This window comes from Ramlibacter henchirensis, assembly GCF_004682015.1.
In the GTDB taxonomy this organism is placed as follows: Bacteria; Pseudomonadota; Gammaproteobacteria; order Burkholderiales; family Burkholderiaceae_C; genus Ramlibacter; species Ramlibacter henchirensis.
The window spans coordinates 201,824-225,319 of sequence record NZ_SMLM01000002.1 but is presented as its reverse complement, the minus strand read 5'-3'; the positions used below and the strand labels follow the sequence as shown (position 1 = coordinate 225,319).

General features: G+C 70.5%; 23 protein-coding genes and 1 pseudogene. 13 read left to right on the top strand and 11 right to left on the bottom strand.

The genetic code is table 11. From position 1 onward, the window contains the following. Positions 1–4 precede the first annotated feature (4 nt). From modC to modA, 3 genes are read right to left on the bottom strand one after another with little or no spacing between them, the layout of a single operon-like run. On the bottom strand, positions 5–1,090 hold the full coding sequence (gene modC, locus EZ313_RS13775; protein ID WP_240788650.1) for a molybdenum ABC transporter ATP-binding protein: 1,086 nt from the start codon (positions 1,088–1,090) through the stop codon (positions 5–7). Then, complete coding sequence (modB, locus tag EZ313_RS13770; RefSeq protein ID WP_135263862.1) at positions 1,087–1,770, bottom strand: molybdate ABC transporter permease subunit; 684 nt, start codon at positions 1,768–1,770, stop codon at positions 1,087–1,089. The genes modC and modB overlap by 4 nt, the downstream gene beginning before the upstream one ends. A 2-nt stretch (positions 1,771–1,772) precedes the next feature. After that, positions 1,773–2,516 carry a molybdate ABC transporter substrate-binding protein gene (gene modA / locus EZ313_RS13765; protein ID WP_240788649.1) on the bottom strand — a complete coding sequence of 248 codons (744 nt, stop codon included), beginning with the start codon at positions 2,514–2,516 and terminating at the stop codon, positions 1,773–1,775. 66 nt (positions 2,517–2,582) lie between these two features. Between modA and EZ313_RS13760 the strand changes: the two genes are divergently transcribed. Beyond that, on the top strand, positions 2,583–3,338 hold the full coding sequence (locus tag EZ313_RS13760; RefSeq protein ID WP_135263860.1) for a TOBE domain-containing protein: 756 nt from the start codon (positions 2,583–2,585) through the stop codon (positions 3,336–3,338). Between the two features lie 100 nt (positions 3,339–3,438). Here the strand turns inward: EZ313_RS13760 and EZ313_RS13755 are convergent, their stop codons facing one another. Continuing rightward, entirely contained in the window at positions 3,439–4,539 is a 1,101-nt protein-coding gene (locus EZ313_RS13755) for a helix-turn-helix domain-containing protein (RefSeq protein WP_135263859.1), read from the bottom strand. A gap of 169 nt (positions 4,540–4,708) precedes the next feature. Here EZ313_RS13755 and EZ313_RS13750 point away from each other — a divergent pair, with 169 nt between their 5' ends. From EZ313_RS13750 to EZ313_RS13710, 9 genes are all read left to right on the top strand, one after another. Further along, on the top strand, positions 4,709–5,212 hold the full coding sequence (locus EZ313_RS13750; RefSeq protein ID WP_135263858.1) for a (2Fe-2S)-binding protein: 504 nt from the start codon (positions 4,709–4,711) through the stop codon (positions 5,210–5,212). A gap of 18 nt (positions 5,213–5,230) precedes the next feature. Then, positions 5,231–7,603 (top strand): xanthine dehydrogenase family protein molybdopterin-binding subunit, encoded by a 2,373-nt coding sequence (locus EZ313_RS13745; protein WP_135263857.1) that lies wholly within the window; start codon positions 5,231–5,233, stop codon positions 7,601–7,603. Between the two features lie 16 nt (positions 7,604–7,619). Then, complete coding sequence (locus EZ313_RS13740; RefSeq protein WP_135263856.1) at positions 7,620–8,411, top strand: FAD binding domain-containing protein; 792 nt, start codon at positions 7,620–7,622, stop codon at positions 8,409–8,411. Between the two features lie 43 nt (positions 8,412–8,454). Next, positions 8,455–9,345 carry an AAA family ATPase gene (locus EZ313_RS13735; RefSeq protein ID WP_135263855.1) on the top strand — a complete coding sequence of 297 codons (891 nt, stop codon included), beginning with the start codon at positions 8,455–8,457 and terminating at the stop codon, positions 9,343–9,345. Next, a complete protein-coding gene (locus EZ313_RS13730) occupies positions 9,345–10,538 on the top strand; it encodes a vWA domain-containing protein (protein WP_135263854.1) in 1,194 nt (397 codons plus the stop codon). Before EZ313_RS13735 ends, EZ313_RS13730 begins: the two co-directional genes overlap by 1 nt. 25 nt (positions 10,539–10,563) lie before the next feature. Next, the gene (locus EZ313_RS13725; RefSeq protein ID WP_135263853.1) at positions 10,564–11,172 is read left to right on the top strand and encodes an SRPBCC family protein; all 609 of its coding nucleotides are present in this window, start codon (positions 10,564–10,566) and stop codon (positions 11,170–11,172) included. A 1-nt stretch (position 11,173) separates the two neighbouring features. Next, the gene (locus EZ313_RS13720) at positions 11,174–13,300 is read left to right on the top strand and encodes a TonB-dependent receptor family protein (RefSeq protein ID WP_135263852.1); all 2,127 of its coding nucleotides are present in this window, start codon (positions 11,174–11,176) and stop codon (positions 13,298–13,300) included. An 18-nt stretch (positions 13,301–13,318) separates the two neighbouring features. After that, positions 13,319–14,383, top strand: a complete 1,065-nt coding sequence (locus EZ313_RS13715; RefSeq protein WP_135263851.1) for an XdhC family protein — start codon at positions 13,319–13,321, stop codon at positions 14,381–14,383. Positions 14,384–14,534: 151 nt separating this feature from the next. Beyond that, on the top strand, positions 14,535–14,774 hold the full coding sequence (locus tag EZ313_RS13710) for a hypothetical protein (protein ID WP_135263850.1): 240 nt from the start codon (positions 14,535–14,537) through the stop codon (positions 14,772–14,774). An 82-nt stretch (positions 14,775–14,856) separates the two neighbouring features. On the opposite strand, the gene EZ313_RS23615 is transcribed toward EZ313_RS13710, so the two are convergent. Then, a complete protein-coding gene (locus EZ313_RS23615; protein ID WP_240788702.1) occupies positions 14,857–15,042 on the bottom strand; it encodes a cupin domain-containing protein in 186 nt (61 codons plus the stop codon). Between the two features lie 14 nt (positions 15,043–15,056). After that, positions 15,057–15,233 (bottom strand): annotated as a pseudogene (locus EZ313_RS23610) (cupin domain-containing protein); the annotation flags it as partial. Between the two features lie 131 nt (positions 15,234–15,364). Here EZ313_RS23610 and EZ313_RS13700 point away from each other — a divergent pair. Beyond that, a complete protein-coding gene (locus EZ313_RS13700; protein WP_135263849.1) occupies positions 15,365–16,252 on the top strand; it encodes a LysR family transcriptional regulator in 888 nt (295 codons plus the stop codon). A gap of 80 nt (positions 16,253–16,332) precedes the next feature. Then, positions 16,333–16,809: a DM13 domain-containing protein gene (locus EZ313_RS13695; RefSeq protein ID WP_135263848.1), complete on the top strand. Its 477-nt coding sequence runs from the start codon at positions 16,333–16,335 to the stop codon at positions 16,807–16,809. Here EZ313_RS13695 and EZ313_RS13690 read toward each other — a convergent pair. Genes EZ313_RS13690 through EZ313_RS13670 form a run of 5 tightly spaced genes read right to left on the bottom strand, consistent with a single transcriptional unit; the run spans position 16,787 to position 22,482 of the window. Continuing rightward, a complete protein-coding gene (locus EZ313_RS13690; RefSeq protein WP_135263847.1) occupies positions 16,787–17,425 on the bottom strand; it encodes an HD domain-containing protein in 639 nt (212 codons plus the stop codon). The two genes, EZ313_RS13695 and EZ313_RS13690, sit on opposite strands and share 23 nt — an antisense overlap. Beyond that, positions 17,422–18,507, bottom strand: a complete 1,086-nt coding sequence (mltB, locus tag EZ313_RS13685) for a lytic murein transglycosylase B (protein WP_135263846.1) — start codon at positions 18,505–18,507, stop codon at positions 17,422–17,424. The genes EZ313_RS13690 and mltB overlap by 4 nt, the downstream gene beginning before the upstream one ends. Then, a complete protein-coding gene (locus tag EZ313_RS13680) occupies positions 18,504–20,516 on the bottom strand; it encodes a transglutaminase TgpA family protein (protein ID WP_240788648.1) in 2,013 nt (670 codons plus the stop codon). Before EZ313_RS13680 ends, mltB begins: the two co-directional genes overlap by 4 nt. Next, entirely contained in the window at positions 20,510–21,562 is a 1,053-nt protein-coding gene (locus EZ313_RS13675) for a DUF58 domain-containing protein (protein ID WP_135263845.1), read from the bottom strand. The genes EZ313_RS13680 and EZ313_RS13675 overlap by 7 nt, the downstream gene beginning before the upstream one ends. Further along, entirely contained in the window at positions 21,562–22,482 is a 921-nt protein-coding gene (locus EZ313_RS13670) for an AAA family ATPase (RefSeq protein WP_135263844.1), read from the bottom strand. Before EZ313_RS13670 ends, EZ313_RS13675 begins: the two co-directional genes overlap by 1 nt. 38 nt (positions 22,483–22,520) lie before the next feature. Here EZ313_RS13670 and EZ313_RS13665 point away from each other — a divergent pair, with 38 nt between their 5' ends. Then, positions 22,521–23,480, top strand: coding sequence for a histone deacetylase family protein (locus tag EZ313_RS13665; RefSeq protein ID WP_135263843.1), 960 nt, complete (start codon positions 22,521–22,523; stop codon positions 23,478–23,480). Positions 23,481–23,496: the final 16 nt, after the last annotated feature.

Sequence of the window (23,496 nt, the reverse complement as noted above, 5' to 3'; positions counted from 1 at the left end):
ACCCTCAACGCACCAGCCCCGCCGACTTCACCTGCGCGAACACCCTATTCCCCGCAACCAGCCCCAGCGTGTCGGCGGCGCGAGCCGTGATGCGCGCCACCAGCTGGTGCCCGCCACATTGCAGCGCCACGAGCGCCTGCGACGGGTGGGGGCCTGGCGCGAGTCCCGCGACAGTGCAGGCGAGCACGTTCTGGATGGACGACGTGCCCGGAGCGGACGGCTCCAGCGCAATGCTGACGTCCCTCGCGAGGACGCGGACGCGCACGCGCTCGCCCGCCTGCAACCCATCGTCGCGCAGCCAGAGCCAGCCGCCATCGAAGTCGACGCGCGCGAGGTGCCAGCGGGTATCGATCTGCGCGATCACACCCTGAAGCAGCGCGCCCGCTTCCTCGTCGCGAGTGAGCGGCAGGTCCAGCCGCGTGAGCGTTTGCGCGGGAGGTCCGCTCGCCAGCACGCGGCCGGCTTCCATCAGCACCACCGTGTCCGCCAGGCGCGCCATCTCCTCCGCGGAATGGGTGACGTACAGCATCGGAATGCCCAGCCCGTCGCGCAGTTCCTCCAGCCAGGGCAGCACTTCGCGGCGGCGCGCGGGATCGAGCGATGCCAGCGGCTCGTCGAGCAACAGCAGCTGCGGTTGCGTCGTGAGCGCACGGGCGATGGCGACGCGCTGGCGCTCGCCGCCTGACAGCTCGGGTGTCGATCGGTCCAGCAGCGGCGAGATGCCCAGCAGATCGATGACACGTTGCAGCGCCGAAGCATCGGCGTCGCGTCCGGCGCGTCGCTGTGCATAACGGAGGTTGCCGGCCACCGTGAGGTGCGGGAAGAGGCTTGCCTCCTGGAATACATAGCCGAGCGGGCGTTGCCACGGCGGCAGGAATTCGCCGCTGACGTCGTCCTGCCACGTTCGGCCGGCCACCCGCACTTCGCCTTGTGCGCGCTCAAGTCCGGCGACGCAACGCAGCACGGTGGTCTTGCCGGAACCGGACGGGCCGTACAGCACGGTGATGCCGCGCGGCAACGTGACGTCCACGTCCAGCGTGAACGCTGCCCGTTCCAGCCGCAGTCGCAAGCGGTTCAGCGTTTTGTTCACGGCATCAGTCTCGCCGTGCGCCGCGTGGACACCGCGACCGCGAGCAGCACGGCGAACGAGAACGCCAGCATGCCGGCCGACAGCCAGTGCGCCTGCGTGTAGGCCAGCGCTTCCACGTGGCCGTAGATCTGTGTCGACACGACGCGGGTCTTCTCCGGGATGTTGCCGCCGATCATGAGGACGACGCCGAACTCGCCGACGGTGTGCGCGAAGGTGAGGATGGCTGCGGTGATGAACCCGGGCCGCGCCAGCGGCACGGCGACAGTGAGGAAAGCGTCGATCGGCCCCGCGCGCAAGGTCGCGGCCACTTCCATCGGCCGCCGCCCCACGGCCTCGAACGCATGCTGCAGCGGCTGCACCGCGAACGGCAGCGAATAGAGCACCGACGCGACCAGCAGCCCGCCGAAAGTGAAGGGCAGCAACCCGAGGCCGAGCGCCTGCGTCAGCCGTCCGCCCCAGCCCTGGGGGCCGAACACCACCAGCAGATAGAAGCCCAGCACCGTCGGCGGCAGCACCAGCGGCAGCGCAACGATCGCCGCCACCAGCGCGGGCCAGCGGCCGCGCGCATGCGACAGCCACCAGGCCAGCGGCGTGGCGAGCAGCAGCAGCAGCACGGTCGTGGCGCCCGCCAGCTTCAGCGTGAGCCAGATGGCGGCCAGGTCTTCGCGGGTGAACGGCATGGCTACAGCTCGTAGCCGTGCGCGCGGATGATCGCGCGGGCGGCGTCGCTGCGCAGGAACGCCATGAGCGCGGCGGCTGCGGGGCTGTCCTTGCCGGCCGCAAGCACCACGGCATCCTGCCGGATCGGCGAATGCAGGTCGGCGGGCACGTGCCAGGCCGAACCTTTCTCGATGCGGCCGTCCACGATCACTTGCGACAGGGCGACGAAGCCCATCTGCGCATTGCCGGTGGCGACGAATTGGTGGGCCTGCGAGATGTTTTCGCCCTGCACCAGCCGCGGGTGAAGAGCCTGGTCGAGGCCGAGCCGCTTCAGGACCTCGATGGCCGCCGCCCCATAGGGCGAGAGCCGCGCATCCGCGATCGCCACCTTGCCCGCACCGGGCTTGCGGAGCACCTCGCCGCGCTCGTCCACGACGCCGGGGCTGGCGCTCCACAGCACGAGGCGCCCGGTCGCGTAGGTGAAGCGAGATCCCGGCACGGCCAGGCCTTCCTTCTCCAGCCGGGCCGGTGTCTCGTCGTCCGCCGCGAGCAGCACCTGGAACGGCGCGCCGTTCTTCACCTGCGCGTAGAAGCGGCCGGTGGAGCCGAACGCCAGGGTGGCCTTGTGCCCGCTGGCCTGCTCGAAGGCGGCCGCGAGCTTGCGCATCGGCGCGCTGAAGTTGGCCGCGACCGCCACGTTGACCTCCGCCGCATGCAGTGCAGCGGGTGGCAGGAGCAGGGCAAGGAGGAGGGCGGCGGGGCGCATCGCGCTATTCATGGGTGGAATAGCGCCCAGTGTACGGCGCGCCGTTTCCCGCCACAATGCGCAGCCATGCCGCGCCGACTGCACCTCGACCAGGCCCTCGGCCATGCCGCCACCGACAAACGGCTGGAGATCCTGCGGCTGGTGGGCGAATGCGGCTCCATCTCACAGGCGGCGCGGCAGGCCGGCGTGAGCTACAAGGCCGCGTGGCAGGCGCTGGACATGCTCTCCAACCTCGCGGGCGTGCCGCTGGTGGAACGATCTGTGGGCGGCGCGGGCGGCGGTGGCGCGCAACTGTCGGCGGCGGGAAAGCAGCTGTTGCGCGCAGGTGCGGCGATGGCTCGCACCCGGGAGCAGGTGCTCGGAGGCTTGAAGGCGCGGCGCGAGGCGTCGTCGCTCGCGGGCCTGGCTTTGCGCACCAGCATGCGCAACCAGTTGCCGGCGGTGGTGGCGGAGTTGCAGTCGCACGGGCCGCTGCTGCGCGTGGTACTTGCCTTCGCAGGTGGCGGCACGCTGGCCGCGCGCATCACCACGGAAAGTGGCGAGTTGCTCGGTCTCTCGGTCGATCGTCCGGTGCTCGCGCTGTGCAAGGCCACGGCGGTGACGGTGGCACGGCCTGGCGCGCGTCGCTCTGCGGGTTCGAACCTGCTCACGGGCCGCGTGACACGAGTGGCACGCGGCGACGCCGGGGATGAAGTCGCGGTGCAACTCTCCGGGGGGCTGGCGATGGTGGGGTTCGCGCCGGCGGGCAGTGGGTTACGCAGTGGGAGCGCGGTGGCAGTGCGGGTGGATGAGTCGGCGGTGGTGGTTGCGTTGGCGGATTGATGGCGGGGTGCGCAGGGGCAAAGAACAAGCCCGGCAAGGAATGCAGGCCGCGCGCGTGCCCTCACCCCAGCCCTCTCCCAGAGGGAGAGGGAGCAGGACACTACCGGCCGCGCTGCCCGAGCTTGCGGTAAACAGTCGCCCGGCTGATCCCCAGCCGCCGCGCCGCGGCCATCACGTTCCCGCGCGCGTCCTGCACCGCCTGCCGGATGAGTTCCGTCTCCAGGTCCTTCAGCGGCAGCCGCGATTCCGTCGCGGGATGCGCCGCGTGCGTATGGCCGGGCAGAGTCGCCAGCACCTGCAAGGTCAACCCCGACCACAGCGGCACCTCCAGCGCGGCGGGCTCCTTGCGCGCGAGATCGAAGAAGCGCTCCCAGGCCGTCGCGAACAGCTCGCTGCAATGCACGGTGCCGCTGCCCGCCAGCCCCAGCATCTCGCGTGCCGCCGGACTCACTCCGGCGACCCAGCCGTCGCGGTCCAGGCAGAGCAGCCCGTCTTCGTCGCCGAAAGCGCGCCCCGGCCAGTTCAGGCGCAGCAGCAGCGCGTGCGGCCGCGCCAGCGTCAGCGCGTTCTCGATGCTGCGGGCCGACTGCACGACGAGATGCTTGAGCTCGGGCCGCTCGGCCGCATCGATGCCGGTGAGGTCGAGCATGCCCACCGCGTTGCCCTTGGGACCGATGAGCGGAGCGCCCGCGCAGCTGTAGCAGCTCGTGTCGTCGAAGAAATGCTCGCCGCGGTGCAGCCACACCGGTTGCAGCTCGGCCAGCGCCGCGCCGATGGCGGTGGTGCCCACCGCGCGTTCCGACAGGTCCACGCCCACGCGGGTGATCAGCTGCGCGCGCCGGTCGCTGCGGTCGATGGCGCCGTCGACGCCGACCACCGTGCCCTGCGCATCCGTCAGCACCGCGAAGTAGCGGCTGCCGGCGATCGCGCGCGCGAGTCGTGACATCACCGGCTTCGCGGCCTCCAGCAGCGAGTGGCTCGCCTCTTCCGTGCGGCGCATCGCCTGCGCGGGGATCACGTCGAACGCCACTCGATGATCGGGACGCATGCCTTGATCGAGGCAGCGGCGCCAGGAGCGCTCGATCCAGCTGCGCTCGAACCAGCGCTCGACCAGCACATCGGTGGCACAGCGGCCTTCGCCGATGACGGCGCGCCGCGCGCGTTCGATGTCCTGCAGCCGAGCTTGGTCCGTGACCGGCATGGGGTGTCTCCGTTGTGTTGAGCCGCGCCTTCGATCATCGCGAGCCCGGATGTTCCATTTTGAGAATTTCAGATGACCTCGTCCCGCTTCTAGGGTTTCGCCTAGGTAGGGGGTCAGGCACGGCTCCAACAATCGTCGCGCCACTCCCAAACCCCTGGAGGAAGACGACATGCAGGTTCAACTGAAAGTCAACGGCAAGGCCGCCAGCCTCGACGTGCCTCCCAATACGTTGCTGGTCACCGCGATCCGCGAACATCTTCGCCTCACGGGCACGCACGTCGGATGCGACACCGCCCAGTGCGGCGCGTGCACGGTGCTGATCAACGGCAAGGCCGTCAAGTCGTGCAACACGCTGGCGCTCCAGCATCCCGGCGCCGAGATCACCACCATCGAAGGCATCGCCGCGGCCGACGGCACGATGCACCCGATGCAGGCCGCGTTCAAGGACTGCCACGGGCTGCAATGCGGCTACTGCACGCCGGGCATGGTGATGAGCGCCATCGACCTGTGCACGCGCCATCCGGGCGCGTCCGAGACCGAGATCCGCGAGCAGCTCGAAGGCAACATGTGCCGCTGCACGGGCTACCAGAACATCGTCAAGGCCGTCCAGCAGGGCGGGGCCGCCATGGCGTCCTCGCAAGGCCAGGCGTCCACCGCCACCGCTTCGGCCTGACCACACGAGGAGACAACCATGGGTGCATCCGATCTTTCCCGGCTGCCGCACATCGGCGAGTCGCTGCGCCGCAAGGAGGACTACCGCTTCCTCACCGGCAGCGGCCAGTACACCGACGACATCCAGCTCGCGAACATGCGCTATGCGGTGTTCGTGCGCTCGCCGCATGCGCATGCGGCCATCAGGTCCGTCGACGTTTCGCGCGCCGAGGGCATGCCCGGCGTCGTGAAGGTGTTCACCGGCAAGGACGTGGAAGGCAAGATGGGCGGGCTGCCCTGCGGCTGGCTGATCACCAGCACCGACGGCACGCCGATGAAGGAGCCGCCGCATCCCATCCTGGCCCAGGGCAAGGTGCGCTACGTCGGCGACCACGTCGCCATGGTCGTGGCCGACACGGTGCAGAACGCGAAAGACGCGGCCGAAGCGGTGGAGGTCGACTACGACGTGCTGCCCGCGGTGGTGGACGTCCGCGAAGCGCAGAAGGGCCCGGGCCTGCATGAAGCTGCGCCCGACAACCACTGCTACAAGTGGGCGATCGGCGACAAGGCGCAGGTCGACGCGGCATTCGCCAGGGCGGCCCACGTCACGACGCTGGACCTCACGAACAACCGGCTCGTGCCCAATGCCATCGAGCCGCGCGCAGCGATCGGTTCATTCGACCGGTCGAAGGACGAGTACACGCTGTACGTGGCCAACCAGAACCCGCACGTCGAGCGGCTGCTGATGACCGCCTTCGTGCTCGGCCTGCCCGAGCACAAGGTGCGCGTGATCGCGCCCGACGTCGGCGGCGGCTTCGGCTCCAAGATCTACCTGTACGCGGAGGACGTGGCGCTGACCTGGGCCGCCAAGCAGCTCAACTGCGCGATCAAGTGGACCTGCGAGCGCAGCGAGGCCTTCCTGTGCGACGCGCACGGCCGCGACCACGTGAGCCATGCCGAGATGGCGCTGGACAAGGACGGCAAGTTCCTGGCGCTGCGCGTGCACACCGATGCCAACCTGGGCGCCTACCTGTCGACGTTCTCGACCGCGGTGCCCACCATCCTTTACGCCACGCTGCTGGCCGGCCAGTACACCACGCCGCTGATCCACGTCGAGGTCGATGCGTGGTTCACCAATACGGCGCCGGTGGACGCGTACCGTGGCGCCGGACGCCCCGAGGCCACCTACCTGCTCGAACGCCTCGTCACCCGCTGCGCGTGGGAGCTGGGCATCCCGCAGGACGAGATCCGCAAGCGCAACTTCATCACACAGTTCCCGTACCAGACGCCGGTGGCGCTGCAGTACGACACGGGCGACTACCACGCGTGCATGGACAAGGCCAAGTCGCTGGCCGAGGTCGGCGGCTTCGAGGCCCGCAAGAAGGCCAGCGAAGCCAAGGGCCTGAAGCGCGGCATCGGCTACAGCAGCTACATCGAAGCCTGCGGCATCGCGCCCTCGAACATTGCGGGTGCACTCGGTGCTCGCGCGGGGCTGTTCGAATGCGGCGAGATCCGCGTGCATCCGACCGGCAGCGTGACGGTGTTCACCGGCTCGCACAGCCACGGCCAGGGCCACGAGACCACGTTCGCGCAGGTCGTGGCCGGGCGGCTGGGCATCCCCGTGGAGAACGTCGACGTGGTGCACGGCGACACTGGCCGCGTGCCGTTCGGCATGGGCACCTACGGCTCGCGCTCGATCAGCGTGGGCGGCGCGGCGATCATGAAGGCGCTGGACAAGATCGAGGCCAAGGCCAAGAAGATCGCGGCGCACCTGATGGAAGCGAGCGACGCCGACATCGAGTTCGAAGGCGGCGAGTTCAAGGTCAAGGGCACGGACAAGAAGATCCCGTTCGGGCAGGTGGCGCTCACGGCCTACGTGCCGCACAACTACCCGCTCGACAAGCTGGAGCCCGGCCTGAACGAGACGGCGTTCTACGACCCGACCAACTTCACCTTCCCGGCCGGCACCTACATCGCCGAGGTGGAGGTCGATCCCGCCACCGGCACGGTCCGCCTGGACCGCTTCACCGCGGTGGACGACTTCGGCACCATCATCAACCCGATGATCGTGGAAGGGCAGGTGCACGGCGGCCTGGCGCAGGGCATCGGCCAGGCGCTGATGGAGAACTGCGTGTACGACCGCGAAAGCGGCCAGCTGCTGACCGGCAGCTTCATGGACTACGCCATGCCGCGCTGCGACGACCTGCCCAGCTTCCGCATCGGCAACCACGTGACGCCCTGCACCCACAACCCGCTGGGCACCAAGGGCTGCGGCGAGGCCGGCGCGATCGGCTCGCCGCCGGCGGTGATCAACGCGGTACTCGACGCGCTCAAGGACCTGGGCGTGAAGGACCTGGACATGCCGGCCAGCGCGCCGCGCGTGTGGCAGGCAATCCAGCAGGCCGCCCACTGAACGCAAGGAGACAAGCATGTATGCATTCACCTTCGAACGCCCGGCCGCGCTGGCCGACGCGGTGCGGCTGGCGGGCGCCGGCGGCAAGCCGCTGGCCGGCGGCCAGACCCTGCTGGCCTCGATGAAGCTGCGGCTGGCCAACCCCGAGCAGCTGGTCGACCTGGGCGCAGTGCGCGAGCTCTCGGGCATCCGCCGCGAGGGCGACAACCTCGTGATCGGCGCGATGGCCCGGCATGCCGAGGTCGCCAGCAGCGACGACGTGCGCAAGGCGATCCCCGCGCTGGCCGACCTGGCGGCCCACATCGGCGACCGGCAGGTGCGCGCGCTGGGCACCATCGGCGGCTCGTTGGCCAACAACGATCCCGCGGCCTGCTACCCGGCCGGCGTGCTGGGCCTGAACGCCACCGTGCAGACGACGCAGCGCAAGATCCCGGCGGATGATTTCTTCACCGGCCTCTTCACGACGGCGCTGGGCGACGGCGAGTTGATCACGGCGGTCTCGTTCCCGATCCCGCAGAAGGCGGCCTACATCAAGTTCAAGCAACCAGCTTCGCGCTTCGCGCTGATCGGCGTGTGCGTCGCGCAGACCGCGTCGGGTGTGCGGGTCGCCGTCACGGGCGGCGGCAACGGCGTGGTCCGCCACAAGGGACTGGAGGAGGCGCTCACGCGCAGCTTCACGCCCGAGTCGGCCGCCGGCGTGCGCATTTCGCCCGAGGGCCTGTCCACCGACCTGCACGCGACGGCGGCCTACCGCGCCAACCTCATCGGCGTGATGGCGCAGCGCGCGGTGGCCAAGGCAAACGGCTAACCTCGGGGGTCCGCGCGACTGCGCGGCCAACGCCGGGAACACCGTGCCTTCGTCCATCGATGCCCTGATCCAGTCCCTGCAGTCGGTCGGCTACTTCGCCGACCGGCGGCTGGCCACCGCCGCGTACCTCGCGCTCAAGCTCCAGCGGCCACTGCTGCTGGAGGGCGAGCCGGGCGTGGGCAAGACCGAGCTGGCCAAGGCCCTGGCCACCGCGCTCGGGCGCGAGTTGCTGCGCCTGCAGTGCTACGACGGGCTGGAGCAGCGCGAGGCGCTCTACGAATGGAACTACGCGGCGCAGCTGCTGCACCTGCGCGCCGCGGAGGGCCACGGCACTGCCGCCGAAGCCGAGCGCGAGGTCTACCAGGCCAAGTACCTCATCCGCCGGCCGCTGCTGCAGGCGCTGCAGCAGCCGGCGCCGGGCGCGGTGCTGCTGGTCGATGAACTTGACCGCGCCGACGAACCGTTCGAGGCCTTCCTGCTCGAGTACCTGGGCGAGTACCAGGTCAGCATCCCCGAGCTGGGCACCGTGAGCGCCGCGGTGGCGCCGGTGACCATCCTCACCAGCAACCGAACGCGCGAGCTGCACGACGCGCTCAAGCGGCGCTGCCTCTATCACTGGCTGGACTACCCCGACCGCGAGCGCGAACTGGCCATCGTGCGGGCCCGCGTGCCGCAGGCCGGCGAGGCGCTGGCCGGGCAGGTGTCGGCCTTCATCTCGCGGCTGCGCAGCCAGCCGTTCGCGAGCGCGTTCCAGCGTGCGCCCGGCATCGCCGAGAGCGTGGAATGGGCCAAGGCGCTGGTCGCCATGGACACGCTGGAGCTGGACCCGGAAGTGGTCACCGACACGGCCGGCATCCTGTTCAAGCAGCGCGAGGACGTGGCCGCGCTCACCCGCGACATGGCGGCCGACCTGCTCAAGCCGCAAGAGGCGTGATGCAGCTCGGCGACGCGCGCACCGGCAAGCTGGCCGACAACATCGCCGGCTTCGGCCGCGCGCTGCGGCGCGCCGGTGTGCGCATCGACAGTGCGCGCATCGCGCTGGCCGCCGAGGCCGCCACGCTGGTCGGCGTGGAGCAGCGCGAGGACCTCGGCGCCGCGCTGGAATCCGTGATGGTCAGCCGCGAACAGGACCGGCTCGTGTTCCGCGAATTGTTCGATGCTTTCTTCCGCGACCCCGGCATGGCGCAGAAGCTGCTGGCGCAGATGCTGCCGCGCGGCGAAGGCAAGGCCGAGCCCGTCAAGCGGCGTCCGCGCGTGCAGGAGGCGCTCGCGCCGCGCAAGGCCGGCCAGGGCCAGCCCGCGCGGCCGGAGCAGGAGGTGCGCTTCGATGCGGCCATGACCGCCAGCGAAGTGCAGCGCCTGCGGCATGCGGACTTCAACGGCCTGAGCGCCGAGGAGTTCCGGCTGGTCGAGCGCATCGCCCGCGATGTCTCGTTGCCTGTGCCGACGGTCGCGGCGCGGCGCACGCGCGCGGGCCTGCGAGGCAACCGGCCGCATTGGCCGGGAGCGATGCATGCCGCCGCGCGCACGGGTGGTGAAGTGGTGACGCTGCCGCAGCGCGAGCGCAGGCGCCAGCCGCTGCCGCTGCTGGTGCTCCTGGACGTGTCCGGATCGATGGAGCGCTACGCGCGCCTGCTGCTGGCTTTCCTGCACGCGGCGACGCGGCACGCCGAAGGCGGCCGCATCGGGCGATGCGACGTGTTCGCGTTCGGCACGCATCTGACCGACCTGAGCACCGCCTTCCGCCACGCCGACACCGACGCGATGCTGGAGGTCGCGAGCGCGGCCATCGACGACTTCGCCGGCGGCACGCGCCTGGGCGAGTCGCTCGCCATGCTGCGCGCGAACCACTCGCGCCGGCTGGTGGGTCGCCGCACGCTGGTGCTGCTGATCACGGATGGGCTGGATACCGGCGACCCCGAGGCGCTCGGCCGCGAGCTCGATTGGCTGCGGCTGCACAGCCGCCGCCTCCTGTGGCTCAATCCGCTGTTGCGCTTTGCGGGCTACGAGCCGCTGGCGCGCGGCGCCATGCAGCTGCACCGGCGCGCGCACGGCATGCTGGCGGTGCACAACATCGAAACCCTGCAACAGCTGGCCGCGAGCATCGCGGCCGTGATGGACCGCTGAACGAAGACACGAAAGAAGACCCCAGATGGACATGCAAGGCAGCCGCCAGCTGGCGGTGGACAGGCAGCAGGCCTGGGAGGCGCTGAACGATCCGCAGGTGCTCGCCGTCTGCATCCCGGGCTGCGACCGCATTGAGGAAACCGGGCCCGGCCAGTACGCGATCGGCATGTCGGTGAAGGTCGGCCCGGTGTCGGCGCGCTTCGCCGGCAAGATCCAGCTGCAGGACGTGCAGCCGCCCACCAGCTACACGCTGAAGTTCGAAGGGCAGGGCGGCGCCGCGGGTTTCGGCAAGGGCCAGGCCCAGGTGCGGCTGGAGCCGCGCGAGCCGGGCTGCGAACTCAACTACACCGCCAGCGCGCAGGTCGGCGGCAAGATCGCGCAGGTCGGCCAGCGCCTGATCGACGGCGTGGCGCGTTCGATGGCCGAGGACTTCTTCAAGCGCTTCGAGCAGGAGCTGCAGCGCCGCTACCCGGCCCCGGCAGCGGCCTCGCAAGAGACAGTCGCGGCCGGGCCTGCGTCGGCTTCGGCGCGCGCGCCCGCCGTGGCCGAGCGCAGCGGCGGCGGCATGCCCGCCTGGATCTGGGTCGTCGGCGCCGTGGTGGTCGCGGGCGTCGTCTACTGGCTGTCGCGCTGAGATGAGAACCGCCGCCATCACTGCCGCAGCGGCTTGCATCGCCGTCCACGCGGCTGCGCAGGTCCCGGCGGAGGGCACCTTGGGGCCGGTCGTGGTCACGCCGCTTCCGGGCGTCGCCCAGTCGGCTTTCGACACGCCGGCCTCGGTCGACGTGATCGGCGGCGACGCGCTGCGCAATTCGCAGCTGGGCATCAACCTCTCGGAATCGCTGGTGCGAGTGCCCGGGCTCACCGCGCTGAACCGCCAGAACTACGCGCAGGACATCCAGATCTCCTCGCGCGGCTACGGCGCCCGCGCCACCTTCGGCGTGCGAGGCCTGCGCCTGTACACCGACGGCATCCCGGCCACCGCCCCGGACGGGCAGAGCCAGGTCTCGCACTTCGACCTGCTCTCGGCCGACCGCATCGAAGTGCTGCGCGGGCCGTTCTCGGCGCTGTACGGCAATTCCTCCGGCGGCGTGATCAGCATCTTCACCGCCGACGGCGGGCCGGACACGGTGGCCGAGGCCGCGACCGCATTCGGCAGCTTCGGCACGCGCCGGCACAACGTGAAGCTGTCGGGGCAGGAGGGCGTCGTCCAGTACAACCTGAGCGCCACCCGCTTCGACACCGACGGCTTCCGCGAACACAGCGCCGCGCGCCGCACGGGCTTGAACGGCAAGGTCCGCTATAACGTGAGCGAGGACACGCGCGTCAGCCTCATCCTCAACGCGGTCGACATGCCGGACACGCAGGACCCGCTGGGCCTCACGCGCGCGGAGTTCGATGCCGATCCGCGCCAGGCCAGCCCGGCGGCGCTGCTCTTCAACACGCGCAAGTCGGTCGACCAGAAGCAGGCCGGCGTGATCCTCGAGCACCGGCTCGATGCCGTGCATTCGTTCAAGCTGACCGGGTGGACCGGCAACCGTGCTACCGAGCAGTTCCAGGCCATACCCGTCGCGACGCAGGCACCGATCACCCAGCCCGGTGGCGTGATCGACCTGGAGCGCCGCTACCACGGGGCGGACGCGCAGTGGGTGGTGCGCACGCGCGCCTTCGACTCGCCGCTGGCGATCACCTTCGGGCTGACGGCGGATCGACTATCCGAGGAGCGCCGCGGATTCCAGAACTTCGTCGGGACCGGCGCGACGCAGGTGCTGGGCGTGCTCGGCGCGCTGCGGCGCGACGAGGACAACCGGGTGCGCAGCTTCGACCAGTACGTGCAGGGCGTGTGGTCGTCGCAGCGCTGGTCGCTCACGGCCGGGCTGCGGCATTCGCAGGTGCGCTTCGCTTCCGAGGACCGCTTCATCGCGGGCGCCAATGGCGATGACAGCGGTTCGGCGCGGTTCTCGGCCACGACGCCGGTGTTGGGCGTGGTGTGGCACGCGGCCGAGTCGCTCAACCTCTATGCGTCGGCGGGGCGCGGCTTCGAGACGCCGACCTTCAATGAACTCGCCAACCGCCCGGGCGGGCCCGGGCTGAACTTCGACCTGCGCAGCGCCGAAAGCCGGCAGTGGGAGATCGGCGCGAAGGCGGCGCTGTCGCAGGACTGGAACCTCAACGCGGCGCTGTTCCAGGCCCGCACCACCGACGAGCTGGTGGTGCTCACCAACAGCGGCGGGCGCAGCACCTTCCAGAACGCCGGCCGCACCGAGCGGCGCGGCTTCGAGGCGCTGCTCGCCGGCCGTTTCGGCCAGGGCTGGTCGGCGACGCTGGCCGCCACGCTGCTGCGGGCGCAATACGACAGCACCTTCACGACTTGCGGGGCGCCGCCCTGCACGGTGCCAACGGTCGTCGTGGCGGCAGGCAACCGCATCCCGGGCATCCCGCGCGCCATGCTGTTCGGCGAAGTCGCCTGGGAGCACCGGCCCTGGGGCCTGCAGACCGCGCTGGAGCTTCGGCACACCGGCCGCATCGCGGTCAACGACACCAACACCGACTTCGCGCCCGCCGCGACCACGCTGGCCGTGCGGGCTTCGCTGCAGCAGGTGCTGGGCCGCTGGACCGTGCGGGAATTCGTGCGCGTGGACAATCTCACCGACCGCCGCTACGCCGGCTCGGTGATCGTCAACGAGGGCAACGGCCGCTTCTTCGAGCCCGCGCCCGGACGCCACTGGCTCGCCGGCGTGAACGCGGCCTACACCTTCTGACCTGCGGGAAGCCACTCCATGGAAAACCTCGACGTGCTGGTGCTGAGGACGCTGCGCGACTGGCGCATAGCGGGCCGGCGCGCGCTGCTGGCCACCGTTGTGCGCACCTGGGGCTCCTCGCCCCGCCCGGTGGGCTCGATCATGGCGCTGGCGCAAGATGGCTCCGTGGTCGGTTCCGTCTCCGGCGGCTGCATCGAGGACGACCTGATCTACCGCTTCACGCAGGCCTACGCCGGTCGCGGCGAGGAGAAGGCGATCCCTTCCGGGCCGCCTTCGTTCGTGAAGTACGGCGTCACCGCCGACGAGGCGCATCGCTTCGGCCTGCCCTGCGGCGGGACGCTGGAGCTGCTGCTGGAGTACGACCCCGATCCGCAGGGACTGGCTGAGCTGGTCACGTCGCTTGAGCAGGGGAAGCTGGTGCGCCGCACGGTCCGGCTGTCCGATGGCGCCGCCACGATCGAGCCGGCCGACACGCCGTCGGATCTCGCGGTCGACGGTGAGCGCATGGCCAACACCTTCGGGCCCGAGTACCGGATGCTGCTGATCGGCGCGGGCCAGCTCACCGAGTACCTGGCCACCATGGCGCTGTTCAGCGGGTTCGCCGTCACCGTCTGCGACCCGCGCGAGGAGTACAGCGGCGCCTTCCACGTGCCGGGCGCGAAGCTGGTCCACGAGATGCCCGACGACGTGGTGCTCTCGTTCCGCCCCGACCGGCGCAGCTGCGTCGTGGCGCTGACGCATGATCCCAAGCTGGACGACCTGGCGCTGCTGGAGGCGTTGCAGACGGAGGCGTTCTACGTCGGCGCGATCGGCAGCCGCCGCAACAACGATGCGCGCCGCGAGCGCATGGTCGAGCACTTCGACCAGACCGAGGCTTCGCTGGCCCGGCTGCGCGGCCCGATCGGCATCTACATCGGCAGCAAGACGCCGCCCGAGATCGCCGTGAGCGTCATGGCCGAGATCCTGGCGGTGAAGAACGGCGTGCCGCTGCCGCGCGACATGGACGTGGCCCAGGCCAAGAACAGCCTGGACGTGCAGCCCAACGATCCCGGCACGCTGGTCTGCGGCGTGCCCGAGCGGTAGTCCAGCTGCCTTTCTCCCTCTCCCTTGGGAGAGGGCTGGGGTGAGGGCACGCACGCCGCCTGAACTGCCGCGCAGCCTAGGGTTTCCTCCCAAGTCCCATGCCCGCGGCTGCGATAGCTTGACGGCCTCTCCCAACTCCAAGGAACTCCCCATGCGCAAACTAATTGCCGCCGTCGCCGGCCTGGTCCTCGCGGGCGCCGCCTGGGCGCACAACTGCCCGAACGAGGTCAAGGCGATCGATGCCAAGCTGCAATCAAGTCCGCAGCTGTCCAAGGAGACCGTCGACAAGGTCACCAAGTTGCGCAACGAGGGCGACGCGCACCACAAGGCCGGCCGGCACGGCGAGTCGATGGCGGCGCTGGGCGAGGCCAAGAAGCTGCTGGGCATCTGAGGCGGCATTGCGCCGCATCGCGGCGTCGGCAGCGCAAAAGCCGGGACGGTCGTCCCGGCTTTTTGTTTCTGCTGCGAGCGTTTCAGGTGCGCCAGGGCAGCTCGAGTGCCGAGCCGTCGGGCAGGGCGACGGGCACCGGCGTGGCGGCGAACACCGCAGTGGTCTCCAGTGGCTGGTCGCCCGTGTTGAAGATCTGGTGCGGCACGCCGGCCGGCAGCACGATGGTCTGGTCGGGGCCGAAGCAGTGGACCTTGCCGTCGATGTGCACTTCGCCGTGCCCGCCGTGCACATCACGATCTCGTCGCAGCTGTGCGAGTGCGGCGGCGTCGCGCCGCCGGGGTCGGTCGACTGGCGCCAGAGGCTCAGCGAGCTCAGGCCTTCGGAAGCGCCGGCCCAGGTGGCGTGGTGCACCCCGGGGATGGGCGTGGGGGTGGGGGCGGGCTGGTCGAGGACGTACATGCGGAACTCCTTTTGGATGAAGCGGATGTCGAGGGGGTGCGCGGCGCGGAGCGAAGTTTCCGGCCGCCAGCAGGAGCGAACAAGATGCGCGATTGCCGTAACATTGCCGACAGAACGTCCTCAATCCCGCGATGAACAGCCTGCAGCAGATCGCCGCCTTCGCCGATACCGCCAAGCACGGCAGCTTCGCCGCCGCTGCACGCGAGACCGGCAGCGCGCCCTCGACGCTGGCCAAGGCCGTCGCCCGCCTGGAGCAGCGGCTGGGCGTGAAACTGTTCCACCGCACCACGCGTCAGGTCAGCCTCACGGCCGACGGCGAGCGCCTGTTCCACCGCTGCCAGCGGCTGCTGGTCGAAGTCGACGAGCTGCAGGCCGACGCCGCGGGCGTTCGTGCATCGCCGAGCGGCACGCTGCGCATCGACATGCCCATCGTGCTGGGCCGCCGCCTCGTGATGCCGCTGCTGGCGCAACTGGCGCGCGAGCATCCGGAGCTGGCGCTCGACGTGCGGCTGCAGGACGGCTACGTGGACCTCGTGAAGGAAGGCATCGACGTCGCGATCCGCGTGGGCGAGCTGTCGGATTCGACGCTGGTGTCGCGGCGGATCGGCTCGCAATCGATGGTGCTGGTGGGCAGCCCGGCGTATCTCACCGGACGGGGCGTGCCGAGGCGGCTGGAGCAGCTCGCCCTGCATGACGCGCTCATCTTCCGCATGCCGTCGACGGGAAAGGACCGGCCCTGGAGGTTCCGCCGAAAGGGCGAGGACGTCGAACTGCGGCCCGAGTCGCGCGTTCGCGTGAACGATGGCGAAGGCCTCGTGCACGCCGCGCTGCTCGGGCAGGGACTGGCGCAACTGCCCGACTACTTCGTGCGAGAGGAGCTGGCGCGCGGGCAACTGGTCGAGGTGCTGCCCGGACTGCGGCCGCCGCCGATTCCGGTGTCGGTGGTCTACCCCGGCGCGAGACTGGTGCCGCAGCGGGTGCGGGTGTTTGTGGATGCGCTGGTGGGGCTGGAGGTCTGAGGCCGCCTGCCGCGCGGGCGCGATGCCGAGCATTCGAAAGTCAGAAAATCGGAATCTGACCCCAAATACGAGGTCCTGCCATGAAACTGCGCCGAATCCTTCTCCTGCTCGTCTCGCACGCCGTAGTGGCGGTCGCAGGTTTCGCGGCCGGCATCTACACGCTGCCGCTGCTCATCGCGCCCGAGGGGCCGACGGCGGCGCAGGTGAAGTCGGCGGGGGAGCGGGCCCGCCACACCGGCCAGTTCCGGCGCGACCTCAAGGGCAGCGACGCGCTGCACTGGGGGGAAGGGCGCGTGACGGTGGGTCCGGACGTGGTGGCGCTGCTCGGCGAAGTCGCGCCGGGCCCGGACTACAAGCTGTACCTGTCGCCGCGCTTCGTGGAGACCGAGGCCGAGGTCGAGGCCCTGAAGGCGCAGATGCTGCGCGTGGGCGACGTCAAGACGTTCAGCAACTTCATCGTCCCGCTGCCGGCGGACGTGGACCTGGAGAAGTACGACACTGTGCTGGTGTGGTGCGAGACCTTCAGCCAGTTCATCACGGCGGCGAAGTACCGGTGAGCCGTTCCAGCGAACGCGCGAGGTTCTCGCGGGCGCGCGCCTCCAGCGCATCACGGAACGCGTCCGTCGCGTAGATCCGCGGGCGATCCAGGAAGGACCGCAGGACCCTCGCGCGGCCGGTGCGCCAATCGGCGTCCACAACATGCGCGTACTCCATCCGCACTTGCCGCTCGTATTCGTCGAACCGCGCGGGCGCCGCTCCCAGGATCGCGAGGTCGATGTCCACCAGCAGGCGCGTGTCCGGGTCGTCGACTGCCGCGGTGTGCGAGCGCGTCGCCATGACGAGGGCGTGAACGCGATCGTCGATGGCGGCATCGCAGCCCGCGGCCCGCACGCTGGCGCGCGCCCAGTCGGCGCTCCGCTCTTCGTTGTCATCGCGGCTCGGGTCGTACACCGCGTCGTGGAACCAGATCGCCAGTTCCACCTCGGCCGGCCGGCGGGCCAGCATGGACGCGGCCTCGAAGTGCGCGAGGCATTCGCGCAGGTGCTGCAGCGTGTGGTAGCGCCGGTGGTTCTCGCCCCAGGCGGCGACCAGCTGGTTCATCAGGCCGCCGTTGGCGGTGGCCGCGCCCAGCTCGCCCCACAGGCGCTGCCAGCCGGCGAGCGTGAGGTTCACGAACCGCCCCGGGGCATCGCGTCTTTCACCTCGCGCCCGAGTTCGATCACCGCCATCGCGTAGTAGCTGGACCAGTTGTAGCGCGTGATCACGTAGAAGTTCTCGGTGCCGGCGACGTAGCTGGGCGGCTCGGCGCCGTTCTGCAGCTCGATCAGCGCGAGCGGCCCCGTGTGCTGCGCCGCCGCTTCGTCGAGCACCGCGCCCTTGGCGAGGAAGCTCGGCACGCTGAAGGTGGGCAGGATGTCGGGCGCGAGCAGCGTCTCCTTGTCGAGGCGCTGCTCATCGAACGCCACCGGGAAGTGCGTCGGCATGCCCGGATGCCAGCCGAAGGCCTTGAAGTAGTGGGCCACCGAGCCGATCGCATCGGTGGCGCTGCGCCACAAGTCGATGCGCCCGTCGCCGTCGAAGTCCACCGCCCAGCGCGACCAGCTGCCCGGCATGAACTGCGGCATGCCCATCGCGCCGGCGTAGCTGCCCAGCGGCTTGGCCGGGTCCACGCCGAGCTGGTGCTGCAGGGCCAGGAACTGCTCCAGCTCGTTGCGGAAGAACTTGGCTCGTTCCGCCGCGCGCGGGTGCGCCTGCGGGAAGTCGAAGGAGAGCGTGGCCAGCGCGTCGAGCACGCGGAAGGTGCCCATCTGCTGCCCGTAGATCGTCTCCACGCCGATGATGCCCACCACGATCTCGGGCGGCACGCCGTATTCCTGCTGGGCGCGCTCCAGCGCCGCGCGGTTCTCCTGCCAGAACCGCACGCCGGCCTGGATGCGCACCGGGTCGATGAAGCGGCTGCGGTACACGGCCCAGTTCTTCGGCGTGCCCGCGGGCGCGGGCTGCATCAGGCGCACGACCACGGGCAGCATGCGCGCTTCACGCAGCGCCGCGCGGGTCCACTGCGGATCGAGGCACTGACGCTCGGCGACTTCGTCCGCGAAGGCCATGACGTCCTCGCGCCCGGCGTAGGGCGTGCCCTGGCGGGCCGGGGCCGACACCTTGATCTTCTTGGGCGGCGCGGGTTTGGTGGGCGCCGCGGTGGCGGCAATGGCGAAGGCCGCCAGGGCGGCGGCAAGGGATACGGCGCGGATCATCGGAAGGCGGGCCAGGGAAGTCGGTTCAGTTCACGCTGAAGGGTGGGCAGGGGCGCGTTCGCGCTGCGGGAATAGCGCTGCGCTTCGAGGCGCAGCAGCCAGTCTGCCAGCGGACGGCCTTCGTTGCCGAAACGCTTGGTGACGGCATCGGCCATCTGGCGCGGGCCGCAGGCGGGCGCGAGCGGCACGCCGGCGGCGGACAGCCGCTGCCGCACGCGCGCCAGCAGCCGCAGCCACGGGTCCTGCCGGCGGCGCTCCCAGCGGGCCCAGGCGGCGCCGGCAAGCGACACCGCCACCACGACGCCGACCAGCATGTAGAACAGGTCCTCCCAGTCCGGCGAGCGGAAGCCCAGCTGGCGCAGCAGGTCGAGCTGCTTGCTCTGGGTGTAGTTCAGGACCCATTGGTTCCAGCCGTTGTTCACGGCCTCCCAGGCCTGCCGCAGGTTGACCAGCATGCCGGGGCTGACGCTGCCCAGCGCGCTGGCGAACGCGCTCTGGGGCGGACGCAGCCGCTGCAGCGAGCCGATGCGGCCGGGCGCGACCATGGACGTCGGATCGACGCGCACCCAGCCGCGGCCGGCCAGCCACACCTCGGCCCACGCGTGGGCGTCGCTGTGGCGCAGCACCCAGTAGCCGTCGACCCCATTGAGTTCGCCGCCCTGGTAGCCGGTGACGATGCGAGCGGGGATGTCCATGCCCCGCATCAGCACCACGAACGCCGAGGCGATGTGCTCGCAGAAGCCCTGCTTGCGGTCGAACCAGAACTCGTCGGCCGTGTGCTCGCCGTACAGGCCCGGTTCCAGCGTGTAGACGTAGCCGCCGGTGCGCAGCCGCTCCAACGCGGCCTGCACCAGCGCCGGCTTGTTGGCGGCGCCGCCCGGCACCGAAGCCATCAGCTGCGTGGCCAGTTGCAAGGTGCGCGGGTTGTACGAGGCGGGCAGTTCGCGGTACTGCGGCGGCAAGGCGGCCAGGCGGGCCTGGCCGGCCGCGCGGTAATCGATGTAGCTCTCGGCCGTGTAGCGCACCAGGTCGGTCGTCGGCCGGGTGGACATCCACTGCAGCTCGCCGCCGCTCAGGGCCGTGACGCCGGGCGCGTCGGGCGCCTTGATCGCCGCATCGAGCACCAGCAGCCAGGGGCGGTTGCTCGGCTCCAGTGTCACCGTGTAGCGCACCGGCGCGCCGAAGCCTTCCACCTGGAGCGGCGGCATCCAGGCGGCGGTGGACTCGTTGACGCGCCGGATCAGCGGGCGCCATTCGCGGCCGTCGAACTGGGTCAGGACCGGGCCGCGGAAATACAGCTCGTAGGAGGGCGGCACCTGCCCCTCGAACTTCACCCGCATCGCGATGCCTTCTTCCAGCGCAAGCTGGGCCACGTTGCCCACCTGCATGGTGGACGACAGGCCGGTGCGGCCGGTCATGCCGTCGCTCGGGAGGCCCCACAACGGCGCAAGCCGCGGGAACAGCATGAAGAGCAGCACCATCACGGGCGCGCCCAGCAGGGCCATCGTGGCAGCGGTTTTTGCAGCATGCGCGAGCGGCGGCCGGCCGACCGGCATGTGCGCGTTGACCAGCGCCGTGAGCAGTCCCAGCAGGCCGACCAGCATCGCCCCCGCCGTCAGCAGCGACTGCGAGAAGAAGAAGTTGGTGAGCAGGGTGAAGAAGCCGAGGAAGAACACGACGAAGGCGTCGCGCCGCGCGCGCAGTTCCAGCGTCTTGAGCGCCAGCAGCACCACGATCAGCGTCACGCCGGCGTCGCGACCGAGCAGGGTCCGGTGGCTCGAAAACGTGGCCGCCACCGCAACGACCAGGAGCCCGAGCACCCAGGGCGTGCCGGGCAGCGGCGCGCCTCGCACCGCCAGCACGCCGCGCCAGCACAGGATGCCGGCCGTCATCGCGGTGCACCACCACGGCACGCGAGCGGCCTGCGGCATCAGCACCCAGGCGATGACGGCCAGCAGGAACAGCGTGTCGCGCGCCTCCCGCGGCAGTGCGTTGAGGCGGTTCAGCACAGCGCCAGCGCCTCCAGGCAGCGCCGGCGGTGCGCTTCGCCCGCATCGGCCGCGATCTCCAGGCCCGGCAGCCGCAGGCCGTAGTCCACGCCCAGCTTGTCGGCCTGCAGCACCCAGGCGGCCAGGCGCGCCAGCCGCGTCTCTGTGTCGGCGGCGCCGGACTGGGCGAAGTCGAGCCAGAGTTCGCGCCGCTGCGCCTGCTGCGTGTCGCGGCTCACCAGTTCGTCGGCCTTGGCGGCCTTCTTCCAGACCACCAGCTTCATCGGATCGCCGCGGCGGTAGGCGCGCACGCCGTCGAATTCACCGGAGCTCTGGACCCGCGCGGGGCCCGCCGTCCCCGCGCGCGGTTCGCCCTCGGGCAGCGGCGGTGGCAAGGCCTCGGGCGCCGGATAGACCAGCACCTGCGCGGCCGGCCGCCAGACGCTCCACACGCGGAACGTGCCGAGCGGAAAGCGCGTTTCCGCCGTAAGCGGCGGCACGGGATGCAGGCCGCGGCGCTGCGGCTGGAAGGCGACCGAAACCGAGGCGCTTCCCAGTGCCGGGACGTCGCTCCAGGCCCAGCGGTCCTCGCGGCTTTCGTCCAGCACTGCGAGGCCGATGCCGTAGCGCGGCGACTTGCGCTCGTTCGTCAGCACGATGCGAAGCGGCGCATTGCTGCCCGCGAACACCGGCTCCGGCGGGGTCAGCGTCAGCCGAAGTCCGCGCAGCGTGGCATGGCAGACGTGCATGCCCGCGACCGCGCTGCCGGCCAGCAGGAAGGTGAGCAGGTAGCCGAGGTTCAGCTGGTAGTTGATCGACGCGATCAGCAGCACCAGCAGCGTGGCAGCGAGCATCAGCCCGGGCCGCGTGGGCAGGATGTAGACGTTGCGCTGCGTCAGCAGCAGCGTGTCGGACAGCGGCAGCCGGGCCTGCAGCCAAGCGCGGAACTGGCGCCGCACAACGGCAACAGGATTCCACGCGCGCCCCACCGTGGAGCCGGCTTCGCCGGGCCACGGTTGACGCCCTGCCAACGGGGAGGCGCCGACAGCGCTTGGGGGGTGGGCCATTACGGCAAGGGCACCGCGTCCAGCATCGCCCGGACCTGTTCGACCGGGCCCCGGCCCGCGTCGCCGACCGGCACCAGGCGGTGCGCGATGGTCTGGGGCAGGATGGCCTGCACGTCGTCGGGCGCCACGTAGTCGCGACCGCTGATCAGCGCCTGCGCCTTGGCCGCGCGCACCAGCGCGATGCCCGCGCGGGGCGACAGGCCCTGCAGGAACCAGCGGCCGGAACGCGTCGCGGCGATGAGGTCCTGCACGTAATTGAGCAGCGGATCGGCCGTGTGCACCGCCAGCACTTGGCGCTGAAGCCAGTCCAGGTCGATCGGCGTGAGCGAGCTCCTCATGCCGGTGACCATGTCGCGACGGTCGGCGCCCGCCAGCAGCTGCCGCTCGGCCGAGCGGTCCGGGTAGCCGAGCGAGATGCGCATCAGGAAGCGGTCCAGCTGCGATTCCGGCAGCGCAAAGGTGCCCAGCTGGTCGTGCGGGTTCTGCGTGGCGATGACGAAGAAGGGCGCCGGCAGCGCGCGCGTCTCGCCTTCGATCGTCACCTGCTTTTCTTCCATCGCCTCGAGCAGCGCGCTTTGCGTCTTGGGACTGGCGCGGTTGATCTCGTCCGCGAGCAGCACCTGGGCGAAGATGGGGCCGGGGTGGAACACGAAGGCTTCCTTGCCCCTTTCGTAGATCGACACGCCCGACAGGTCGCTGGGCATCAGGTCGGAGGTGAACTGCACGCGCGAGAAATGCAGCCCGAACGAGCGCGCCAGCGCGTGGGCGAGGGTGGTCTTGCCGACACCGGGCACGTCCTCGATCAGCAGGTGGCCGCCCGCCAACAGGCAGGCCACGCAGTCGCGCACCTGGTCGCGCTTGCCGACAATCACCGTGTTAAGCTGGTCCAGCAGCGCCTTGAGCTTTTGTTGTGCTTCCATCGAGGCCCGACGTTATCCGAATTTTCCGGCGTCAACCCATGAGTGCGAACAAGACCGGGTATTTCAGCCATCCAGCGTGTCGCAAACACGAGATGGGCCCGGGCCACCCGGAATGTCCGGAACGCCTCGACGCCATCGACGATCGCCTGCTCGTCACCGGTGTGGCCGACGCACTCGACCGCCGGCAGGCGCCGCAAGCCTCCCTCGCCGACCTCGAACTCGCGCACGACCGGCTGCATGTGGCGGCCCTGAGGGGCCTGCGCGAGGAGTTGCAGGAAAGCATCGCCGCCGGCGGGCCCGCCTACGCCGCGATCGATCCGGACACCGCGATCAACTCCCACACCTGGGACGCGGCGCTGCATGCGGCCGGCGCGGCGCTCGCCGCCACCGACGCGATCATGGCCGGCGAACTGGAGAACGCCTTCTGCTGCGTGCGGCCGCCGGGCCATCACGCCTGCCGCAACCGCGCGATGGGCTTCTGCTTCTTCAACAACGTGGCCGTGGCCGCACGCTACGCGCTGGAGCGGCATCGCCTGAAGCGGGTCGCGGTGGTCGACTTCGACGTGCACCACGGCAACGGCACCGAGGACATCCTGGCCGGCGACCCGCGCGTGCTGATGGTGGGGTTCTTCCAGCACCCTTTCTATCCGTACTCGGGCGATCGGCCCGCCGCGGACAACATGCTCAACCTGCCGGTGCCCGCGTACACGCGCGGCATGGAGATCCGCGAGCTGATCGAGTCCCACTGGATCCCGCGGCTGGAGGCTTTCAAGCCGGAGATGGTCTTCATCAGCGCGGGCTTCGACGCGCACCGCGACGACGACCTGGGCCAGCTCGGGCTGACCGAGCAGGACTACGCCTGGATCACCGGCCGCATCAAGGACATCGCCCGCCGGCATGCGCGCGGGCGCATCGTCTCGAGCCTGGAAGGCGGCTACAACCTCGACGCGCTGGGGCGCAGCGTGGAGGCGCACGTGCGCGTGCTGGCCGACCTGTGACGAGCCGCCCGCAGGA